The 17,678-nt window shown below is 63.9% G+C and carries 16 protein-coding genes; 7 read left to right on the top strand and 9 right to left on the bottom strand.

Features of this window, described 5'->3' with window-relative positions; translation table 11 throughout:
- Positions 1-179: 179 nt before the first annotated feature.
- Positions 180-1,493: an MFS transporter gene (locus CKW13_RS06360; RefSeq protein ID WP_095107747.1), complete on the bottom strand. Its 1,314-nt coding sequence runs from the start codon at positions 1,491-1,493 to the stop codon at positions 180-182.
- Positions 1,494-1,663: 170 nt separating this feature from the next.
- Here CKW13_RS06360 and panB point away from each other — a divergent pair, with 170 nt between their 5' ends.
- On the top strand, positions 1,664-2,482 hold the full coding sequence (gene panB, locus CKW13_RS06355; RefSeq protein WP_095107746.1) for a 3-methyl-2-oxobutanoate hydroxymethyltransferase: 819 nt from the start codon (positions 1,664-1,666) through the stop codon (positions 2,480-2,482).
- Here panB and CKW13_RS06350 read toward each other — a convergent pair.
- Positions 2,475-3,863 carry a PLP-dependent aminotransferase family protein gene (locus CKW13_RS06350; protein WP_256576520.1) on the bottom strand — a complete coding sequence of 463 codons (1,389 nt, stop codon included), beginning with the start codon at positions 3,861-3,863 and terminating at the stop codon, positions 2,475-2,477. The two genes, panB and CKW13_RS06350, sit on opposite strands and share 8 nt — an antisense overlap.
- A gap of 4 nt (positions 3,864-3,867) precedes the next feature.
- Entirely contained in the window at positions 3,868-4,101 is a 234-nt protein-coding gene (locus tag CKW13_RS06345; protein WP_095107744.1) for a Pathogenicity locus, read from the bottom strand.
- 139 nt (positions 4,102-4,240) lie between these two features.
- Here CKW13_RS06345 and CKW13_RS06340 point away from each other — a divergent pair, with 139 nt between their 5' ends.
- Together CKW13_RS06340 and CKW13_RS06335 are read left to right on the top strand one after the other, a co-directional pair.
- Positions 4,241-5,410: a hypothetical protein gene (locus CKW13_RS06340; protein WP_095107743.1), complete on the top strand. Its 1,170-nt coding sequence runs from the start codon at positions 4,241-4,243 to the stop codon at positions 5,408-5,410.
- 171 nt (positions 5,411-5,581) lie between these two features.
- Positions 5,582-6,097, top strand: a complete 516-nt coding sequence (locus tag CKW13_RS06335; RefSeq protein ID WP_095107742.1) for a lysine methyltransferase — start codon at positions 5,582-5,584, stop codon at positions 6,095-6,097.
- A 6-nt stretch (positions 6,098-6,103) separates the two neighbouring features.
- Here the strand turns inward: CKW13_RS06335 and can are convergent, their stop codons facing one another.
- Positions 6,104-6,748 carry a carbonate dehydratase gene (gene can, locus CKW13_RS06330; protein WP_095107741.1) on the bottom strand — a complete coding sequence of 215 codons (645 nt, stop codon included), beginning with the start codon at positions 6,746-6,748 and terminating at the stop codon, positions 6,104-6,106.
- 148 nt (positions 6,749-6,896) lie between these two features.
- Here can and CKW13_RS06325 point away from each other — a divergent pair, with 148 nt between their 5' ends.
- Positions 6,897-7,301 carry a serine kinase/phosphatase gene (locus tag CKW13_RS06325; RefSeq protein WP_095107740.1) on the top strand — a complete coding sequence of 135 codons (405 nt, stop codon included), beginning with the start codon at positions 6,897-6,899 and terminating at the stop codon, positions 7,299-7,301.
- 180 nt (positions 7,302-7,481) lie between these two features.
- Here CKW13_RS06325 and rimI read toward each other — a convergent pair whose 3' ends face one another.
- Together rimI and CKW13_RS06315 are read right to left on the bottom strand one after the other, a co-directional pair.
- Positions 7,482-7,934: a ribosomal protein S18-alanine N-acetyltransferase gene (gene rimI, locus CKW13_RS06320; RefSeq protein ID WP_095107739.1), complete on the bottom strand. Its 453-nt coding sequence runs from the start codon at positions 7,932-7,934 to the stop codon at positions 7,482-7,484.
- On the bottom strand, positions 7,927-8,706 hold the full coding sequence (locus CKW13_RS06315; protein WP_095107738.1) for an energy transducer TonB: 780 nt from the start codon (positions 8,704-8,706) through the stop codon (positions 7,927-7,929). The genes rimI and CKW13_RS06315 overlap by 8 nt, the downstream gene beginning before the upstream one ends.
- Before the next feature lie 179 nt (positions 8,707-8,885).
- On the opposite strand from CKW13_RS06315, the gene mksB reads away from it, so the two are divergent.
- From mksB to mksF, 3 genes are read left to right on the top strand one after another with little or no spacing between them, the layout of a single operon-like run.
- Positions 8,886-10,163: an Mks condensin complex protein MksB gene (mksB, locus tag CKW13_RS06310; RefSeq protein WP_176465070.1), complete on the top strand. Its 1,278-nt coding sequence runs from the start codon at positions 8,886-8,888 to the stop codon at positions 10,161-10,163.
- Positions 10,153-10,860: an Mks condensin complex protein MksE gene (gene mksE, locus CKW13_RS06305; RefSeq protein WP_095107736.1), complete on the top strand. Its 708-nt coding sequence runs from the start codon at positions 10,153-10,155 to the stop codon at positions 10,858-10,860. The genes mksB and mksE overlap by 11 nt, the downstream gene beginning before the upstream one ends.
- Positions 10,857-13,697, top strand: a complete 2,841-nt coding sequence (gene mksF, locus CKW13_RS06300) for an Mks condensin complex protein MksF (RefSeq protein ID WP_095107735.1) — start codon at positions 10,857-10,859, stop codon at positions 13,695-13,697. The genes mksE and mksF overlap by 4 nt, the downstream gene beginning before the upstream one ends.
- A gap of 168 nt (positions 13,698-13,865) precedes the next feature.
- On the opposite strand, the gene CKW13_RS06295 is transcribed toward mksF, so the two are convergent.
- From CKW13_RS06295 to CKW13_RS06285, 3 genes are read right to left on the bottom strand one after another with little or no spacing between them, the layout of a single operon-like run.
- Positions 13,866-16,169 (bottom strand): PqiB family protein, encoded by a 2,304-nt coding sequence (locus tag CKW13_RS06295; protein ID WP_095107734.1) that lies wholly within the window; start codon positions 16,167-16,169, stop codon positions 13,866-13,868.
- Positions 16,162-16,785: a paraquat-inducible protein A gene (locus CKW13_RS06290; RefSeq protein WP_095107733.1), complete on the bottom strand. Its 624-nt coding sequence runs from the start codon at positions 16,783-16,785 to the stop codon at positions 16,162-16,164. Before CKW13_RS06290 ends, CKW13_RS06295 begins: the two co-directional genes overlap by 8 nt.
- Positions 16,772-17,431 (bottom strand): paraquat-inducible protein A, encoded by a 660-nt coding sequence (locus CKW13_RS06285; protein ID WP_095107732.1) that lies wholly within the window; start codon positions 17,429-17,431, stop codon positions 16,772-16,774. The genes CKW13_RS06290 and CKW13_RS06285 overlap by 14 nt, the downstream gene beginning before the upstream one ends.
- Between the last annotated feature and the right edge of the window lie 247 nt (positions 17,432-17,678).

Below are 17,678 nucleotides of genomic sequence, written 5' to 3'. Positions count from 1 at the left end.
GAGTGTCGGGGCTTTTTTGTGGGTGGGTGAATCAAGATCAAAAGCCAAACTTCTAGGCGCATGGCTACCACACGGGCGTGGTTATCACCGCCCTGTGGGGGCTGGCTCCGCCTGCCATGGCGATTTCAAGCCTGCGCCCACAAAAACACCCACGGGCCGTGCTACCGGGCTCGCACGTTTCAGCAGCCCGAAGGCACCGGCTCCTGGCTGGCGCCGGGCAGGCGGGTGCCGAAGTACAGGGCGCTGGCGATACCCACCGCCCCCATCACGGCGCTATAGATCACGCACACCCACGGGCTCCAGGGCATCAGGCCGATCAGCAACAGCGGCGTGGTACTCGCCCACAAGGCATAGGCGATGTTGTAGGTGAAGGAAATGCCCGACACCCGGATGCGCGCCGGGAACAGGCTGACCATCACCGACGGCACCGCCCCCACTACGCCGCAGCCCAGGCCTGCGATGGCGTAGGCCAGGCCCACCCACGGGCTGCCCGCAATCAGGCTGCTGTAGAGCACACCAATCCCCAGCGGCAGCAGCAGGCTGTAGAGCATCACCGTGCGCCAGGCGCCGATGCGGTCGACGATCAGCCCCGCCAGCACGCAGCCGATGTTCAGGAAGACGATGCCCAAAGCGCTGAGGGCAAAGGTGTGGCTGGCGCTCATGGCAAAGGTTTTTTGCATCATGGTCGGGGTAATGACCACGAACACCACCACCGCCGACGTCAGCACGCAGGTGAGGATCATCGCCGGCAGGATGGCCAGGCGATGCTCGCGCAGCACGGTGCGCAGGGGCAGTTCGAGGTCGGCTTCGCGGCGTTCCTGCATGGCCATGAACACCGGGGTTTCACTCAGCCAGCGGCGCAGCCACACGCCAATCACGCCGAACACACCGCCCAGCAGGAAGGGGTAGCGCCAGGCGTAGTCGAGGATTTCCGCCGGGCTGAACAGTTGGGCCAGGGCCGTGGCCGTGAGGGCGCCTATCAGGTAGCCGAAAGTCAGCCCGGCCTGTAGGAAGCCCAGGGCATAGCCGCGATGGCCCCGGGGCGCATGCTCGGCGACGAACACCCAGGCGCTGGGCACCTCGCCGCCCACCGCCGCCCCTTGCAGGATGCGCAGCGCCAGCAACAGCAGCGGTGCGAGGTAACCGATCTGCGCGTAGGTGGGCATGATGCCGATCAGCAGGCACGGCAGCGCCATCATCAGGATGCTCAGGCTGAATACCTTCTTGCGCCCCAAGCGGTCGGCAAAGTGCGCCATCAGGATGCCGCCCAGGGGCCGCGCCAGGTAACCGGTGACGAAAATCCCGAAACTTTGCAGCAGGCGCAGCCATTCGGGCATTTCCGGGGGGAAGAACAACTGGCTCAGGGTCAGGGCGAAAAAGACGAAGATGATGAAATCGTAGATTTCCAACGCGCCGCCCAGGGCGGCCAAGCCCAGGGTCTTGTAGTCGGACCGGGAAAACGGTGCCGGGCGCGGGTCAGGGGTGGCGGTCATGCAAATACACTCGCAAGTGGGGCAAAACGATGGCGCCAATGGTCTACGCAAAAAACCGCCGAAACAACCCAAACACAGCGCTGGGTCGGTTTTTAGCCCCAGGCTGTGCATTGAATCGCGCCGCCGGCGGCCAATAATCGGGCGCTTTCCCACCCCGCAGGAGAGCCGCCATGAGCACTCATTCACGCACCACCCGCCTGACCGTGCCGCAGTTGGTGGCCATGAAAGGCCAGCAGAAAATCGTCTCGCTGACCGCCTACAGCAGTGCATTTGCCCGTTTACTCGACCCCTTCGTCGACTTCATCCTCATCGGCGATTCCACCGCCATGGTCGGCTACGGCCGCGCCAGCACCCTGGACATGAGCCTGGAAGAAATCATCGGCCACACCCGCGCGGTGGTCGCCAGCACCCGCCAGGCCTGCGTGATCGCCGACATGCCGTTCGGCAGTTACCAGGAATCGCCGCAACAGGCCTACCGCAACTGCGCCCAGGTGCTGGCCCGCACCGGGTGCGACGCGCTCAAGCTCGAAGGCGGCCAGGCCCTGGCCGGTACGGTGGAGTTTTTGGTGCAGCGCGGCATTCCGGTGATGGCCCATATCGGCCTGATGCCCCAGTACGTCAACGCCATGGGCGGGTTCAAGGCCCAAGGCCTGAGCGACAGCGGCGCCAGCCTGATCGAGCAGGACGCCCGCGCCCACCTCGACGCCGGGGCGTTCAGCCTGTTGCTGGAGGGAGTGGCCGAAGGCGTGGCGCGGCGCATCAGCGGGTTTTCGCCGATGCCGACGATTGGCATCGGCGCCTCCCCGGCCTGCGACGGCCAGGTGCTGGTCACCGAAGACCTGCTGGGCCTGGGCGGCTCGCGGGTGCCGCGGTTCGTCAAGCAATACGCCGACGTCGGCGCGCTGATAAGCCAGGCCTGCGAAGCGTTCGCCCATGAGGTGCGCAGCGGCCAATTCCCCGAGCCGCGCCATTGCTACGGGGTCAGTTGAGCGCTTCTTGATCCAGGGCGTGGGCCAGGTGTTGCAGGGCCGTGGCGATGTCTTGCTGCCAGTCCAGGGTGAAACTCAGGCGCAGGTGATGGCGCCAATGCCCGGCCTGGCTGAACACTGCCCCCGGCGCAATGACGATGCGCTGCGCCAACAGGCGCTCGAACACCCGGGCCATGTCCACCGGGCGCCGCGCCCGAGCCCAAAGCGTCGCACCACCGGCCGGGGCGAGCCAGTGCAGGCGTTCGCCGGTGTGTTGGCTGAGCATCTGGGCCAGGTGTGCCGCCCGCCCCTGCAATTGCCCGCGCAGTGCCGCGAGGTGGGCGCCCATGCGCCGCGAGCCGAGGAGCCGGGCGATGGCTTTCTGGCGCATCGGTGACAGGCGAAAGGCCCGCGCCAGACATTCGCGCTGCAACGCGGGGGCGAGTTGGCGGCTGAGCAGGTAGCCGAACGGGGCTTCGGCGCCGATGGTTTTGTCCAAGGCCGAAAACACCATCAACCGCTCAGGGTCGGCGAAGTCGCGAAACCGCGCCGGTTGTGGCCCGAAGTACAACTGGCCGTAGCTGTCGTTCTCCAGCAACCAAATGCCCCGCGCGCTCAGCCAGGCGCACAGTTGCTGCTTGTCGGCGGCGGGCATGAGGCTGGCGTGGGGGCTGGCGAAGGTGGACGAAAACACCGCCAGGGCCACGGACCGGCGTTGCAGCAGGTGCTCGACCTGCATCAGGTCCACCCGGCCATCGTCGCCCAACGGCAGTTCGACCACCTCCACCCCGGCGCTGTGCAATTGGCGCAGCACGGCCCAAGAACAGGGCGACTCCACCAACGCCACGCGGCCCTTGGCCGCCAGCGCCGCCAGGGCAATCTGCAAGACGCTGTGCAGGTCGGCGCCCACATACACCTGCTCGGTTTGCCAGGCCTGGTCGGGCGAACGGGTGTACTGCGCAGCCACTACGGCGCGCAACTGCGCCTCGCCAAACGGTTGGTACAGCGGCGCTGGCGGGCGCGGGTACTGGCGGGTGAGTTCGCGCTCGGTCATCAGCAGCGGGTTTTCCAGGGACAGCAGCATCGCCGGGCTGTCGCTGGACAGCGCCAACATGCCCGGTTGCCGGGCGCTGGCGTAGACCCGGTCGAGCAGGCTGGCGGGCGCGGCGCCGGTGGCCGGCAGTGGCGCTGGCCGGCTGAAGTAACCCAGGCGCGGCCGCGACAGGATACGGCCCTCGTCTTCCAGCAAGGCGTAGGCGTATTTGGTGGTGGACACCGACACCCCGAGGCGCTGGGCCAGTTGCCGCAGCGAGGGCAGGCGCTGCTCATGGCGGTGGCTGGCGATCAGCTCCAAGACGTAGCGATAGACCGCTTGATACGCAAACCCCGCGCCGCCCTTCAACGGCTCAACGCGCCTTGGCCATGGCAATGGCCGCTTGAATCGCCGCCCGCGCCTGGGGGCTGTTCTTCCAGCACGTCGACCCCACCAGGGCCGAAGCATTGGTGACAATCTCCAGGGCATCGGCCTCGGCCAACTGGCCCAACGAGGCAAAGCCCATTTGCTCCAAACGGCTGACCACCGTCGGGCCAACGCCTTTGACGGCCAGCAGGGCAAGGCGTTCTTGATCGGTAAAAGCCATGGTTCAGTCCTTTGATCGATGATGAGCGGACGGCATATTGCCATGATTTGTGGCCATCTTGCCCCCGGTCGTGCAGCGCCCGCCTATTCTTCACGCGCAACACCCGCCCCTCACTCAAAATGTCGACAAGGAGTCCCCCATGCACAAACTCGCCGCCCTGACGTTGACCCTCGCCACCCTGGGCTTGAGCAGCCATGCCTTGGCCGACGCCGAACTGGCGCTCGGCAGTACCGAGCGGGTCACCCGCCTCTTCGCCTACCCGAACAATTGCGCGGTGATCTGCTACCGCGACTGGACCCTCGCGCAAACGGTGGAGCATTACCTCAAGCAAAGCGTGAAACGCGACGGCTACGACACGGCGACAGTGCGCGTCACCGCCGACAACCAGCAGCTCTACGCCAGCATCACCGGGGTGCCCGCCAGCTACGGCAAGCCCTTGGCGGCCCTGCTGAAGGCCGGCGACCTGGCCTACGAAGGGGCGCGGCGCCTGAATGCCGAGGGCAAGTGGGCCTATGACTGGTATTTCTTCCTGCCCCTGGGCATGGCCCTGGAAAAACGCAAAAGCGTCGAACTGCTGCACTTCCCACCCGATTACTCCCTGACCCGCGCCCAGGACTATCTCGACTCGGCCACCACCGACCGCTGGGCCACGCTGCTCACCGCCAATGGCATCCCGGCCGAGCAAACACCCGCGTTCCAGACCATTGTCGATATCGCCCCGGTGGCCGCACCCTCCAGTGCAGGCAAGGATCTAGAGGGCATTTACGACTATTTCAAGGACTATCAGGCCACGATGGTGCGCGAACTCAGCCGTGGCGAGGGGGATACGGGCCTGCCGATGGTGGCTTTTGGCGCGCCGGTGCGCAATTGGCTCAAACAGCAATACGGGGTCACGGTGACCGTGCTGGGCCTGGCGCAGATCAACCCGGTGGCCGCGGTGAAGGTGCCGGTGCTGGGGGCCAATCACCCCAGCTATATCTGGTATGCCGCCGACCCCGAGAACTATGACGGCGACCAGGCCCGCGCCGACGCCGTGGGCCTGAAAACCATGGGCCAGGACCTCAGTGCCGCGTGCTGGCAGGCTGCGATGGGCTCCCAGCCCGGCGCCGACCCCGCCGCGCAACTGCAACGCTGCACCCAAACCTGGCAGGACAGCCAGAAAACCCAGACCTGCGAACTGTTCTATACCTCGATCCGCAAGCTGTCGCCGGCCGACGCCCAAACCCAGTGCGCGACCCCGGCCGTCAGCGTACAACTCCAGCAACTCCAGGCTCCCGCCACCGATGCAGCCGTCACCCCGGCCTTGTGATAACACCTCGCGTCAGCCATGGCTGACGCGATAACTAGCGGATATCTACTGTCAGAAATGACAGTAGACCCTGGTGCTTTTTTGCGCGAGGCTTGGCCAGCACCGACTGCTGCACCAGGGCTGGAGCGCTCTGGATGGCATTGATGCACCCGTGCCGGAACAAGGACCGTTATGAAAATGGACAAGCTCGGCAAAAGCACCCGCGACTGCCTCTATCCTTTTGACGAACTGCAGGTCAGCGATGGCTATCCCTCCAGGCAAGACTTCGCCGTCAGCACGCCCACGGGCGGGCAGATTTCGGGGCTCAGCAGCCTGCAAACAGTTCGGCATATCTGCCGCGTGTGCCGGTTTTCCGGGGTAATGGTGCCGGCCCGCGGCCCCTGGACCCGGCAGATGATGCACGGCGTGCACCTGCACGACCCGTGGTTCACCGGGTTACTGGCGCACTCCTGCGACCCCAATGTGTTTTTGGACATGAGCGAGCTGTGGATGTGGTCGCTCAAGGACATCGCCCGGGGCGACCTGCTGTATATGGACCTGGCCAGCACCGAGGAGCAATTGCCGGCCCAGTTCGCCTGCCAATGCGGCTCGCCCCAGTGCCGTGGCTGGATCACCGGTTACGAAGAGGCCCCCAACGCCCAGGGGCAACTCTTCCTACAACACTGGTACCGGCAGAGCCGTTGTTGACGCTCCCTACGGTGCGCCCGCCGGACGCAGCCGATACTGCGGCGGCAATTGCTCGAAACCGCTGATGGTGGCGTTCAGGCTTTTCCAGCGCCCGTCCTTGATCCCGTAGATGCAGCCATGGATCGACAGGCTCTGGCCGCGATGCCAGGCGTTCTGCACGATGCTGGTATGGCCGACGTTGGCCACTTGCTGGATCACGTTCAACTCGCAGAGGCGGTCAACCCGCTCTTCTTCGGTGGGCAATTGGCCCAGCGCTTCGCGGTGTTCGTAGTACAGGTCGCGGATCGAACGCAGCCAACCGTCGATCAGGCCCAATTGGCGATCCTGCATCGAGGCACGCACACCGCCGCAGCCATAGTGGCCGGTGACGAGGATGTGTTTGACCTTGAGCACGTCCACCGCGTACTGGATCACCGACAGGCAATTGAGGTCGGTGTGCAACACCACGTTGGCCACGTTGCGGTGTACGAACAGATCGCCCGGCAGCATGCCGACGATCTCGTTGGCCGGCACCCGTGCGTCGGAACAGCCGATCCACAGGTACTCGGGGGTTTGCTGGCGGGCCAGTTTGGCGAAGAAATCCGGGTCTTCCTGGGTGATCGCGTCGGCCCAGCGCTCGTTGTTATCAATCAGGTCTTGTAGTTCGTTCATGCTGTGAAGCCTCAAGAATGATGCGCAGCTTTGACAGACGAGCGCCGTTCGGCGTCACGTTGGCCAGGCAGATCGTCGCACGCCTGGAAAATCTCTGAATCTTCGGGGGGTGTGCCTGTCCACCGTACACACCCTGGGAGCAATTGCCATGACCGAATCACGACGCCCCTACGGCGCGCCGCAGCCCGAACCCATCGATGACAACGAGGATCGCATGGGCTCGATGAACGAACTGGACTTCGACCGGGACGACAGCGGCGAACACCTCAATGAACTCACCCCCGAAAGCGAACGCCAGCGTGACGCCCCACCACCGCGGCATCATGAAGCCGGAATGACCGGTGCTACCACGCCCGACCACGAACTGACCGACGACGACCTCAGCAGAGAAACCCTGATCCTCGAAGACGGCGCCCGCGACGCCCAGGAAGCCGGCGAAGACAACCCCGCCGATTGGGACCTGAGCATAGTGGACGAAGACGACATCGGCGGCGGCAATGGCTGGGACGAAGCCGAACTGGCCGAGCGCGAACCGGTGGATGGCAACCGCTAGCCAAGCGGTACCTGGGCTGACGCCATCGCGGGCGAGCGGAGCGCTGCCCGGCCCGCACCCACCAAAGCGCAGAGTCTTGTGGAAAACCCTTGTGGGAGCAGGCTTGCCCGCTCCCACAACAAACCCTCTCACAGAAGGTTGTTGAGCCGGCCACAAAGCCCCTGCTCGCGATACTTTCAGTCAGTCAACCAAGGTACAAGCCATCACCACCGCATCCTCGCGCCCGCCCACGGCCGGGTAGTAGTCGCGGCGGCGGCCGATTTCGTTGAAGCCGTAGCGCTCATAGAGGCGAAACGCCGCGCGGTTGCTGTCGCGCAGTTCCAGGAAGCACTCGCGCGCCTTGGCCTTGTAGGCGATGGACATCAGGTGTTCCAGCAGCGCCAGGCCCAGGCCACGGCCCTGGTTTTCCGGTTTGACGGTGATGTTGAGCAGGTGCGCCTCGTCGAGGATGATCTGCACCACCCCGTGGCCGACCTGCTGCTGGCCCTCGAACATCAGCCAGATGTGGTACTTGCCCAGGCCGTCGAGGAAGATCCCCCGGGTCCAGGGGTGGCTGAAGGCGGCGTATTCGATCTTCAGTACAGCGTCCAGGTCCGCCTCGGTCATCGGGCGGAAGGTTACAGCGTCACTCATCGGTGGGTTTCCAGCGCGCCATCAGCCGGCGCATCGCTTGCCAGACATCAGCCTTACGCTGTGGCTCTTCCATTAACAGTTCAAGGCCGGGCAAGGCCCAGGCAACGCCCAGGCCTTCGATCTCAAGTTCGCGGTGGTACGACTGCGCATCGGCCTCGCCGGCAAAACGCACCGCCGGCAGGCCGATCAGCCATAGGCAAGCACAGGCCTCTTCTTCCAGGCGCGCGGCGACGAAGCCCTGGACGAAGTCCCGTGCCGCCTCCGGGCCCTGGTCCATGGTGCCGCGCACCAACAGCGGCCAGCGCACCGGCTCGCCGACGATCTGCGGGCTGTCCGGCAGGCCGGCGGCGCGCAGCATGTCTTTGAGCAGCAGGTAAGCCGGGTCGCGGCTCTGGAAGGGCTCGCCGGTGGGCAGTTCCACCAGCAGCAGGCAACGCCCAGCGCGCAGCAATTGCAGGGCAAAGCGCGGCGGTGGCACCTGGGGTGCGCGGGCCGGGGCGGCGGGCTTGGCCTCCTCCACCGCTTTGCTCGCCGGGCGTGCCACCGCAGGCACAGGCCGGGGCACTTCGACCCGGGGGCGCTCGCTCGGTGGCGTGGGCGTGGGGGTTTCGATCAGGTTCGGCACGTCGGGCGCGGCTTCTTCGCCCAGCAGTTCGGGCATCGCCAGCAGCTCTGGCCGCGACGGCGCGGCAAAGGGCAATTCGGTGCGCGGTAGCCAATTGACCACCTGCATGGCGCTTAGGTAAGCGCGGCGACGGGACTCGATAAGCAAAGCTCGGCCACTTTTGGATAACGGAAAGTGCGGGGATTCTACCGCCCTTCGCCCAAGATCGCCCGCAGTTGATCGCCACAAAAGCGGCTACTCGTCTCAGCGATTGACCCGCGGCGCTTGCGGACCCGTGCGATGCAGTACAATCGCCGCTTTTAATCGCTAACCAGCCGGCCATTTTGATGATCGAACCCAAGCGCGTCTTGCGCGCCCTCGCTGAACACTGGGCCCTCCTGGAGCCGCTGTGCGAGCACTTCGACCAGGGCACCCTGAGCCTCAACGAATTGCGTTCACAGTTGGCCGCCCAGCAACTGGACAGCACGCCGCAGGACATCACCAGCCTGTTGGACGTGTGGATCCGCCTGGACATCCTGGTGCCCGTGGCCAAGAGCCCGAACCGCTTCGAGCTCAACGCCCAGATCCACGACTTCCTCGCCTACCTGCGCCGCGAGCATCGCCTGGGCCTGTGCCTGGAAATCGAAGCCTACCTGCGCCACCTCGAACGCCTGGCCGGGTACATCCAGGATGCTTTCGACATCCGCGACGGCAATGACCTGGCGCGCCAGTTGCGCCTGCTGGACATGCGCGTGCGCGATGTGCTGAAAAAGCTCGCCAACGACGAGCAGGCCCTGGTGGCCGTGGCCGAGCGGGCCAAGACCAGCGACCGGCAGATCCCCCTGCGCCAGCGCTACGCCGAAGTGCTGGCGACCTGGGACGAGTACGTCGAGCCGATGATCCAATTGGTCAACGCCGACGGCGCCTTCGAGCAAGGCGTGCGCAAAGTCGAAAACGTGCTGCTCAAGATGCTCAGCGAGCAACAGCGCCTGGGCCACCTGGTGGACGACGACATGCTGCTGCGCACCCACGCGCGCATCTTGGAAATGCAAACCAGCGCCCAACTGACCCTGCGCCACGCCCGCGAGCTGCTGTTGCCCCTGCGCGAAGAAGCGCGCCGGCACAACGCCGTGACCCGCGGCGCGGCGCTAGCGCTGGCGGCGATCCGGCGCAAAGGCATCGACGCCGTGCCCCAGGCCGCCCTGCCGCTGTTCACCCGCCCGCAGAGCACCTTCCTCGGCAGTTCCGGCCAGGTCGAAGCCTACGTCTATGCCCTGGCCCGTTTCGAGCCCAAGCCGGCACGCTTCCCCAAGGCCCACAAGACCCACAAGGGCGAGGCCCCACGGGCACCGCGCACCGTGCGCGAGATGCTCGAGCGCTGCGAAGGCGCCCTGCCGATGCCGGACCTGATGAGTTGGCTGCTGGAACAGGAGCCCGACGGCGCCACCGACGAATTGCTCTACTGGTTCTCGCGCCTGTCGCGGGAAAAACGCTTCAAACGCGAGCGCCTGGAGCGCCGCGACTACCACACCCACGAGCACCAGGTCAGCCTGCGCTCCTTCGCCCTGCTCTCGGCCAGCGACGATACGCCCGAGCATTCTGCGAGCACTCCTCATGCATCTTGATCTTTCCGAACTGTCCCAACTGGCGCCGATCTTTCGCGAGTTGTTCAAGGGCTACCACGTCAGCCGCCGCGACCCGGAGCTGTATGCCCAACTGTCCAATTGCCAGGACCAGTACCGCACCCTGTTCAAGGCCCTGGGCTTTGAGCTGGTGTGCGACACCCGCGGCTTCTACTACTTCGTCCCGGAACTGGCCGCCGCGGCGGTGAACAAAACCGCGCAGCGCCTGGCGCTGTTCACCTTCATCCTCGTCGAGCACCTGGCCGACCAGGGCCGCGACCCGGTGGCCGTGCTCGATGGCGGCAGCCTGGGCCGCGACGAGTTGCCCTCGCTGCTGGACAAGTACCGCGACCTGTTTATCCAGGCCGAAGTGCAGACCCAGGAAGAGCTGGAAGAAAAAATCATGCGGCGCATGACCCAACTGGGCTTTGCCGGCGAAGAGAATGGCGTCTACCGCTTCCTGCCGCCGATGCACCGCTTCCTCGACGTGTGCCTGTCGGTGCAACAAGACCGCGACCTGGCCGCCAGCCTGCACAGCGTGCTGCCGTTGCCGGCGCCGGTGCTGGTCGATGACGACAGCGACGAACACCTGCTGCACACCGACGACCCCCTCGACCTCAGCCCGTTCGGCGCCGCGGACGAAAGCGAAGAAGACGCCCTGGCCCGCGCCATTGCCGAAGAACAGGAGAATGAAGCATGAGCCAGGAACGCTACGGCATCCGCCGCTTTGCCCTGTTGAACACCGCCGGCTACAGCCTGGGCCTGTTCCCCCTGGAAGAGCCGCTGTCGGTCTACGGTGCGAACAACCTGGGCAAGTCCGCCTCGATCAACGCCTTGCAGTTCCCGATCCTGGCGCGCATGTCGGACATGAGCTTCGGCAAGTACAGCCTGGAGCAATCGCGGCGCTTCTACTTCGCCTCCGACACCAGCTACATCCTCGTCGAAGTTGCCCTGCCCCACGGCCCTCACGTCATTGGCGTGGTCGGACGCGGCCCGGGCGGCGGTTTCGGCCACCAGTTCTTCGCCTATGCCGGCAAGCTCGACCTGGCCCATTACCAGAAAGACGACACCTGCCTGCGCCACAAAGAGCTGTTCAACAACCTCGAACGCCTGGGCATCAAGGCCTATGACCTCAAGCCCGACGAGCTGCGACGCCTGTTGGTGGGCGGCCACACCTCCATTCCCCTGGACCTGACGCTGATCCCGCTGCGCTCGACCAGCGAACAGAGCCTGAAAACCTTCCGCGCCCTGTTCATCAACCTGCTGCACATGCGCGAAATCACCGCGGCCAAGCTCAAGCAATTGTTCCTCGATGCCTTCGAGCACAGCCTGCGCTCCGGCAGCGTCGACTACATCGCCGCCTGCGAAGAGGCGTTCCGCGACGTGCGGCGCATGGAGCAGGACTACAACTCGATGGTCGCCGCCGGGCCACTGGTCGAGGCGCTGGCCGCCGGGGTCAGGCAGCGCGATGTGCTGCGTGGCAAGTTGCATCGCCTGTCACCGCTGCTCGACTCCCTGCTGGGCACCTGGTCGGACTACGCCGGTGCACGCAAGGAAGAGCTGCTGATCCAGTCCGAGCATTACCGCAACGAGCAAGACGCCCTGCAAAACGACCAGCGCGGCGGCACCCAAGAGCTGATGCGCCTGGAGCGGGAAATCAGCGGCATCCAGCGCTGGCTCGGCGAACTGGCGGTGCTCAAGCATCGCTTCGCCCTGGTGGACGACGTGAAAGTGCTGGAGCAGCAACTGCTGGCCGCCAAGGACGCCCACGACGAATTGGCTGGTGCCCTGGCGCAGTCGCGCCAGTTCAGCGCCGAAGACCTCGAAGAACGCCTGCGGGACCTGGAAAAACGCCTCAAGTCGGTCAAGCAGCAACTCGACCACGCCGATAACAACAGCTATGCGCGCCTGCGTGAAGAGTTCTCCCAGCAGGACGTGGAACGCCTGATGCGCCTGTTCAACAGCGCACTGTTCAGCCTGCCCCTGGGCGAGCACGGCATTGCCCTGGACGAGGACGGCCAGTGGGTCAAATCCCTGGAAGTGATCCTCGACGGCTTCAAGGGCGAACGCTTTGAGGTGCCAGGGTTAGCCATCGACTTGACGCACATCGAGCCGCCGGCCCTGCAAGCCCTGGCCGACCGCGCCGCGCTGCGCGACCAGAAGGATCGCCTGGACAAAGAACTCAAGCAGCTCAAGACCCAAGCCGCCGTGGCCGCCGACCGCGCCGCGAGCAAGACCCAGACCGAGGCCCTGTACCAGCAGGTGCTGGACGCGCAAAAAGCCTTGGAAGACTTCCGCCGCGCCCAGACCTTGAGCGCTGAAGAAGACGAGAAACTGGAAAACCTCGCGCAGATGGAAGCCGCCCAGGACGAGTTGAAGCGTTCCAGCGACGCCTTCACCGAGCGGGTCCAGCAACTGTCGGCCAAGCTGCAACTGGTCGGCCGCCAGATCGGCGACATGGAAGCCAAGCAGCGCACCCTCGACGACGCTTTGCGCCGCCGCCAGTTGCTGCCCGCCGACCTGCCGTTCGGCACGCCGTTCATGGACCCGGTGGACGACTCCATGGACAACCTGCTGCCGTTGCTCAATGACTATCAAGACAGTTGGCAAGGCCTGCTGCGCGCCGATGGCCAGATCGAGGCGCTGTATGCCCAGGTGCGCCTCAAGGGCGTGGCCAAGTTCGACAGCGAAGACGACATGGAGCGGCGCCTGCAACTGCTCATCAACGCCTACGCGCACCGCACCGACGAAGCCCTGACCCTGGGCAAGGCGCGCCGCGCGGCGGTCACGGACATCGCCCGGACCCTGCGCAACATCCGCAGCGACTACGACAGCCTCGAACACCAGTTGGCGCTGTTCAACCGCGAGATCAACAAACGCCAGGTATCCAACCTGCAAAGCTTTCGCATCGTGCTGGCGCCGAACAAGGAAGCCCTCAAGCACATCGACCAGATCATCCACAGCGCCGGCCAGTACGAGGAAGGCGAGACGCTTTCGGTGTTCGACCTCAGCCAAAGCGCCGACCAGGACAGCAAGAACGAAGAGGCTAAGGAATACCTGGCGCGCCTGGTGGCGGCGAACCACAACCAGTTGGGGCTAAAGGATTTGTTCGAGCTGGCGTTCGAGATCACCAAGATCAACGGCCAACCGGTGATCCACACCGACATCGACGGCGCGGCGTCCAACGGCACCACCATGACCATCAAAGCGCTGACCAACATGTACCTGTTGCTGCACTTGATGGACCGCGACCAGGCCGGGCGCGTGCGCTTGCCGTACTACCTGGACGAAGCGGCGGACATCGACGAGAAGAACCAGGCCGCGCTACTGGAAACCAGTCTGCAACTGGGCTTCGTGCCGATCCTGGCCAGCGTCAAGCCGCAGGTCTGCGCCCACGTGGCCATCGACCTGGAAGGCGGCAGCGGGCCCAATGGCATCTACATCGACGAGTCGGACTGGAAGTTCATTCGCCGCCATGACGAGGTAAAGGCGTTGCAGCCTGTCGAGGCGCTGGCGCCGGAGTTGGACGAGGTCTGATCGACCACGCTGAAACGCGAAAAGCCGCGACCCATTGGGATCGCGGCTTTTTTGTGGGTTCGCGTGTGTGAGGGCGCCATCGCGGGCAGGCCCGCTCCCACATTTGGCCTGCAAATACATTCAAGCGTGGGAGCGGGCCCGCCCGCGATGAACGATAACGCGGTTCCTTTATTTACCCAGCGCAATTTTCGGCGCCCACAGCAGCCACTCGTCCTCGAACTTGTCGAACAACGGGAATGTCTGCTGGGCCAGCGCTGGGTTGCCCATGCGCTCGCCGTCCGGGGTGGCGAAAGCAATGCCACCCTGGATCAGGGTTTCCAGGGACTCGGTGCGCACCGTCGCCCCCTTGAACAGGCTGAAGTCCACGCCAACGCCACTGCTGTTCCAAAACCGGCTACCGCCACGCACCAGTGGCGCGTACTTGGGCTCGATCAGGATGTGGATCAACACCCGATCAGCGGTCTGGCCCAACTCGTACCCCGTGACCTTGCCCACCGTGATCTCACGGTAAGTGACCGGCACACCCACCTTGAGCGAGCCACGCCGCGCCGCGCTCAGCACCAGGCTCAGGCCTGGCTCGGCAACGGCGACCTGCGGCGGCTGGACTAAGGCAACGAAAGCTTTCTGTGGCCCGAGGTCTTTGACTGCCGGTTGCACCTCCAGGTAGCGCCCAGTGACCAGGGTTTCCAGGTTCGCGGTCTTCATCAGGCCCAGCTCGGGCTTGACCACCCAGAACTGGCTGCCGACCCGGGCGATGCGTTCCGGTACTTCGGTGATGCGCGCGGTGAGCAGCACCGATTGCAGGTCGTCGCTCAAATCAACGTCTTCGACCTTGCCCACATCCAGGCCCTTAAAGCGGATCGGTGTGCCGCTGCTCAAGCCATCGGCGCGCTCGACCCGGATGGTGACCACAGTGCCCTTCTGCATGGCCTCTTCGTGGTTGGCGTAAAGGCGGAAACGCGGGATGCGCTTGGTCAGCGGCACCTTGGCCTCTGGGGTCTCGAAGGCAATGCCACCGGCCATCAGGCTTTGCAGCGATTCACTCTTGACCTGGATACCGGCAGTCAGGCCGCCGGAAAGGGTGATGCCACTGGCATTCCAGAACCGGGTCGAGCCGTTGACCAGGCCTTCGTACTCTTTCTCGATGTGCACGCCGATAATCAGTTGCTTGCGGGTGCGGGAGAACTGGTAGCTCTGCACCGAACCGACCTTGACCTGCTTGTACAGAATCGGGCTGCCGACCTCCAAGGAGCCGAGGCTGTCGGTGAACAGCACCAGGTGCAGGCCGGGGGCACGCAGGTCCAGGGGCGGCGCCTTGGCCCGCGCCTCGAACTCGCGTTGTGGCGCGGCGCCCTTGTCACCCGGGCGAATGGCGATGTAGTTGCCTTTGACCAGGGCTTCCAAACCCGTGATGCCGGCCAGGGAGATGGAAGGTTTGACCACCCAGAACTGGGTGCCGTCCACCAGGTAGTCTTCGGCGAGCGGGTCGAGGGTCAGGTCGGCGCTGGCGCTGGACAGGTCCGGGTCAACCTTGAGGGCCTTGAGGCTGCCGACCTGGATACCCTTGTACATGACCGGCGTGCGCCCGGCCTGCAGGCCCTCGAAATCGCTGAGTTTGACCTTCACGCGGATACCCGCGGCGGCTGCGTCGAAGTCTTCATACAGACGGAACGGCAGGCTCGGGTCGGTCGGCGGGCTGTCCTTGCGGTTCTCCGGCGTGGCGAAGGCAATGCCGCCGGCAACGATGCTCGACAACGACTCACTGCGCACCTTCACCCCAGACAGGTTGGCGTCGATGCTGATGCCACTGGCATTCCAGAAACGCGTGTGTTTGCGCACCAGTTTGGCGTAGGTCGGTTCAATGTAGACCTTGACCTCGACAGTATTCTGATCCTCCGAGAGTAGGTAGCTTTTCACCTCGCCGACCTGGATCTGCTTATAGAACACCGGGCTGCCGCGATTGAGCGAGCCCAGGCGTTCGGCCTTGACGGTCAGGTGCAGCCCGGGCTTGGAATCGGATAGCGGCGGCTCTTCGCCCAGGGCCTTGAACTTGCGCGTCGACTCGCCTTCACCGGGGCTGACCGCGATGTAGTTGCCCGAGACCAAGGTTTCCAGACCGGTGATACCGGCCAGCGACACGCTCGGTTTGACCAGCCAGAAACGGGTACCGGTGCGCAGGTATTGTTCGACGTCCTTGTTCATCTCAACGGTAGCGATCACCCCTTTGCTCTTGCCCTGATCGTCCAGGGCGAGGGTCTTGACCTTACCCACAGACATGCCTTTGTAGACCACTTCCGTCTTGTTAACTTGAATGCCCTCGCCGCTTTCAAAGCGGACCTGGATCGAAATACCGGTGTCGTTGTAGGCACGCCAACCCAGCCAGCCACCGATCACCAGGGCGATCAGGGGCAGCACCCAAATGGCCGACCAATTGGACGCGGGGCGGGTTTTAGCGGTAGGCAAATCAGTCATGGTCGTCGTCCGACTCCGTGTTATCCCAAATCAGTCGGGGATCGAAAGTTACTGCGGCAAGCATCGTCAAAATCACCACACTGGAAAAAGCCGCCGCACCGAGATTGGCCTCAATGCTGGCCAGCCGGCCAAAGTTCACCAACGCCACCAAGATGGCGATCACAAAGATATCGAGCATCGACCAGCGGCCGATGAACTCGATGAAGCGGTACATGATGATGCGCTGGCGAGCCGAAAGCGGCTGGTGCCGTTGCACCGAGAACAACAACAGGGCGATGCCCACCAACTTAAATGTGGGCACCAGGATACTGGCGATAAATACCACGGCCGCGATGGGCAACATGCCGTGCTGAACCAATTGGATCACCCCGGACATGATGGTGCTCGGTTCGCCCTTGCCCAATGAGCTGACCGTCATAATGGGCAGCAAGTTAGCCGGGATGTAGAGGATGGCGGCCGTCACCAATAAGGCCCAGGTGCGCATCAGGCTGTTGGGGCGGCGTGCGTGAACCAGCGCACCGCAGCGGGTGCAGGTTTGCTCGTCGGTGTCCGGCACCTGCCGGTTCAACTCGTGGCATTCCATACAAATCAGAATGCCTGCATCAATCGCCCGCATGAATATCCTCCCCCGACAACGCCTGCCAGATCTGGTGCGGCGACATCACCATTTCCAACCGTACTTGAACCAGCAACAAGCTGATAAAACACACCAACCCAAGGCCAACGGTGATGGCCGCCATATCCGCCAACTTGACGATGGCCACCAGTACGCCCATCAGGTAGACCTCGAGCATCCCCCAATCGCGCATATGGTGATAAAAGCGGTAGAGCAATAGGCCGTAACTGCGGCCGACGTTCCAGCGGATACTCAGCAACACCGCCAACTGGCACAGCAGCTTGAGTAGCGGAATGCCCATGCTGCACAAAAACACCACGACTGCGACGCCTTGCATGCCGGTGTTGAACAAACCGAGCACGCCAGACCACACGGTATCTTCAGACGATTGCCCCAACAGATTGAGCTGCATGATGGGCAGAAAGTTCGCCGGGATGTACAGCAACAACGCCGCAATGACCAGAGCCAGGCTGCGTTCGACGACATTGTGCCGGTGGGCGTACAACTCATAGCCACAACGCGGGCACTGCGCTTTCTCGCCATGGGCTAGGTGCGGTTTGCGCATCAGCAGGTCGCATTCATGGCAGGCCACCAGGTCATCCAGCGGTAAGTCTGATACCTGCTGGGCGTCAACTGGATCAGACATAAAAGACTCTGGTCTCGGAAGGAAAAAGAGGGGAGCTATTCTAGTGCTCTGTCTTGAAAATAACTGTGCAAAATTGTCCGCAATAGATCGCCATAACAATGAGCACTTTTCCATCGCGCAAAAACAAAACCCCATCTGCTTTCGCAAATGGGGTTTCGGAATTTAATCTTGACGATGACCTACTCTCACATGGGGAAACCCCACACTACCATCGGCGATGCATCGTTTCACTGCTGAGTTCGGGATG

The sequence above is a fragment of the Pseudomonas sp. Irchel 3E20 genome, from assembly GCF_900187645.1.
Classification (GTDB): domain Bacteria; phylum Pseudomonadota; class Gammaproteobacteria; order Pseudomonadales; family Pseudomonadaceae; genus Aquipseudomonas.
Note: the sequence above shows the minus strand (reverse complement) of the source record. Positions and strands in the feature narration are given on the sequence as shown.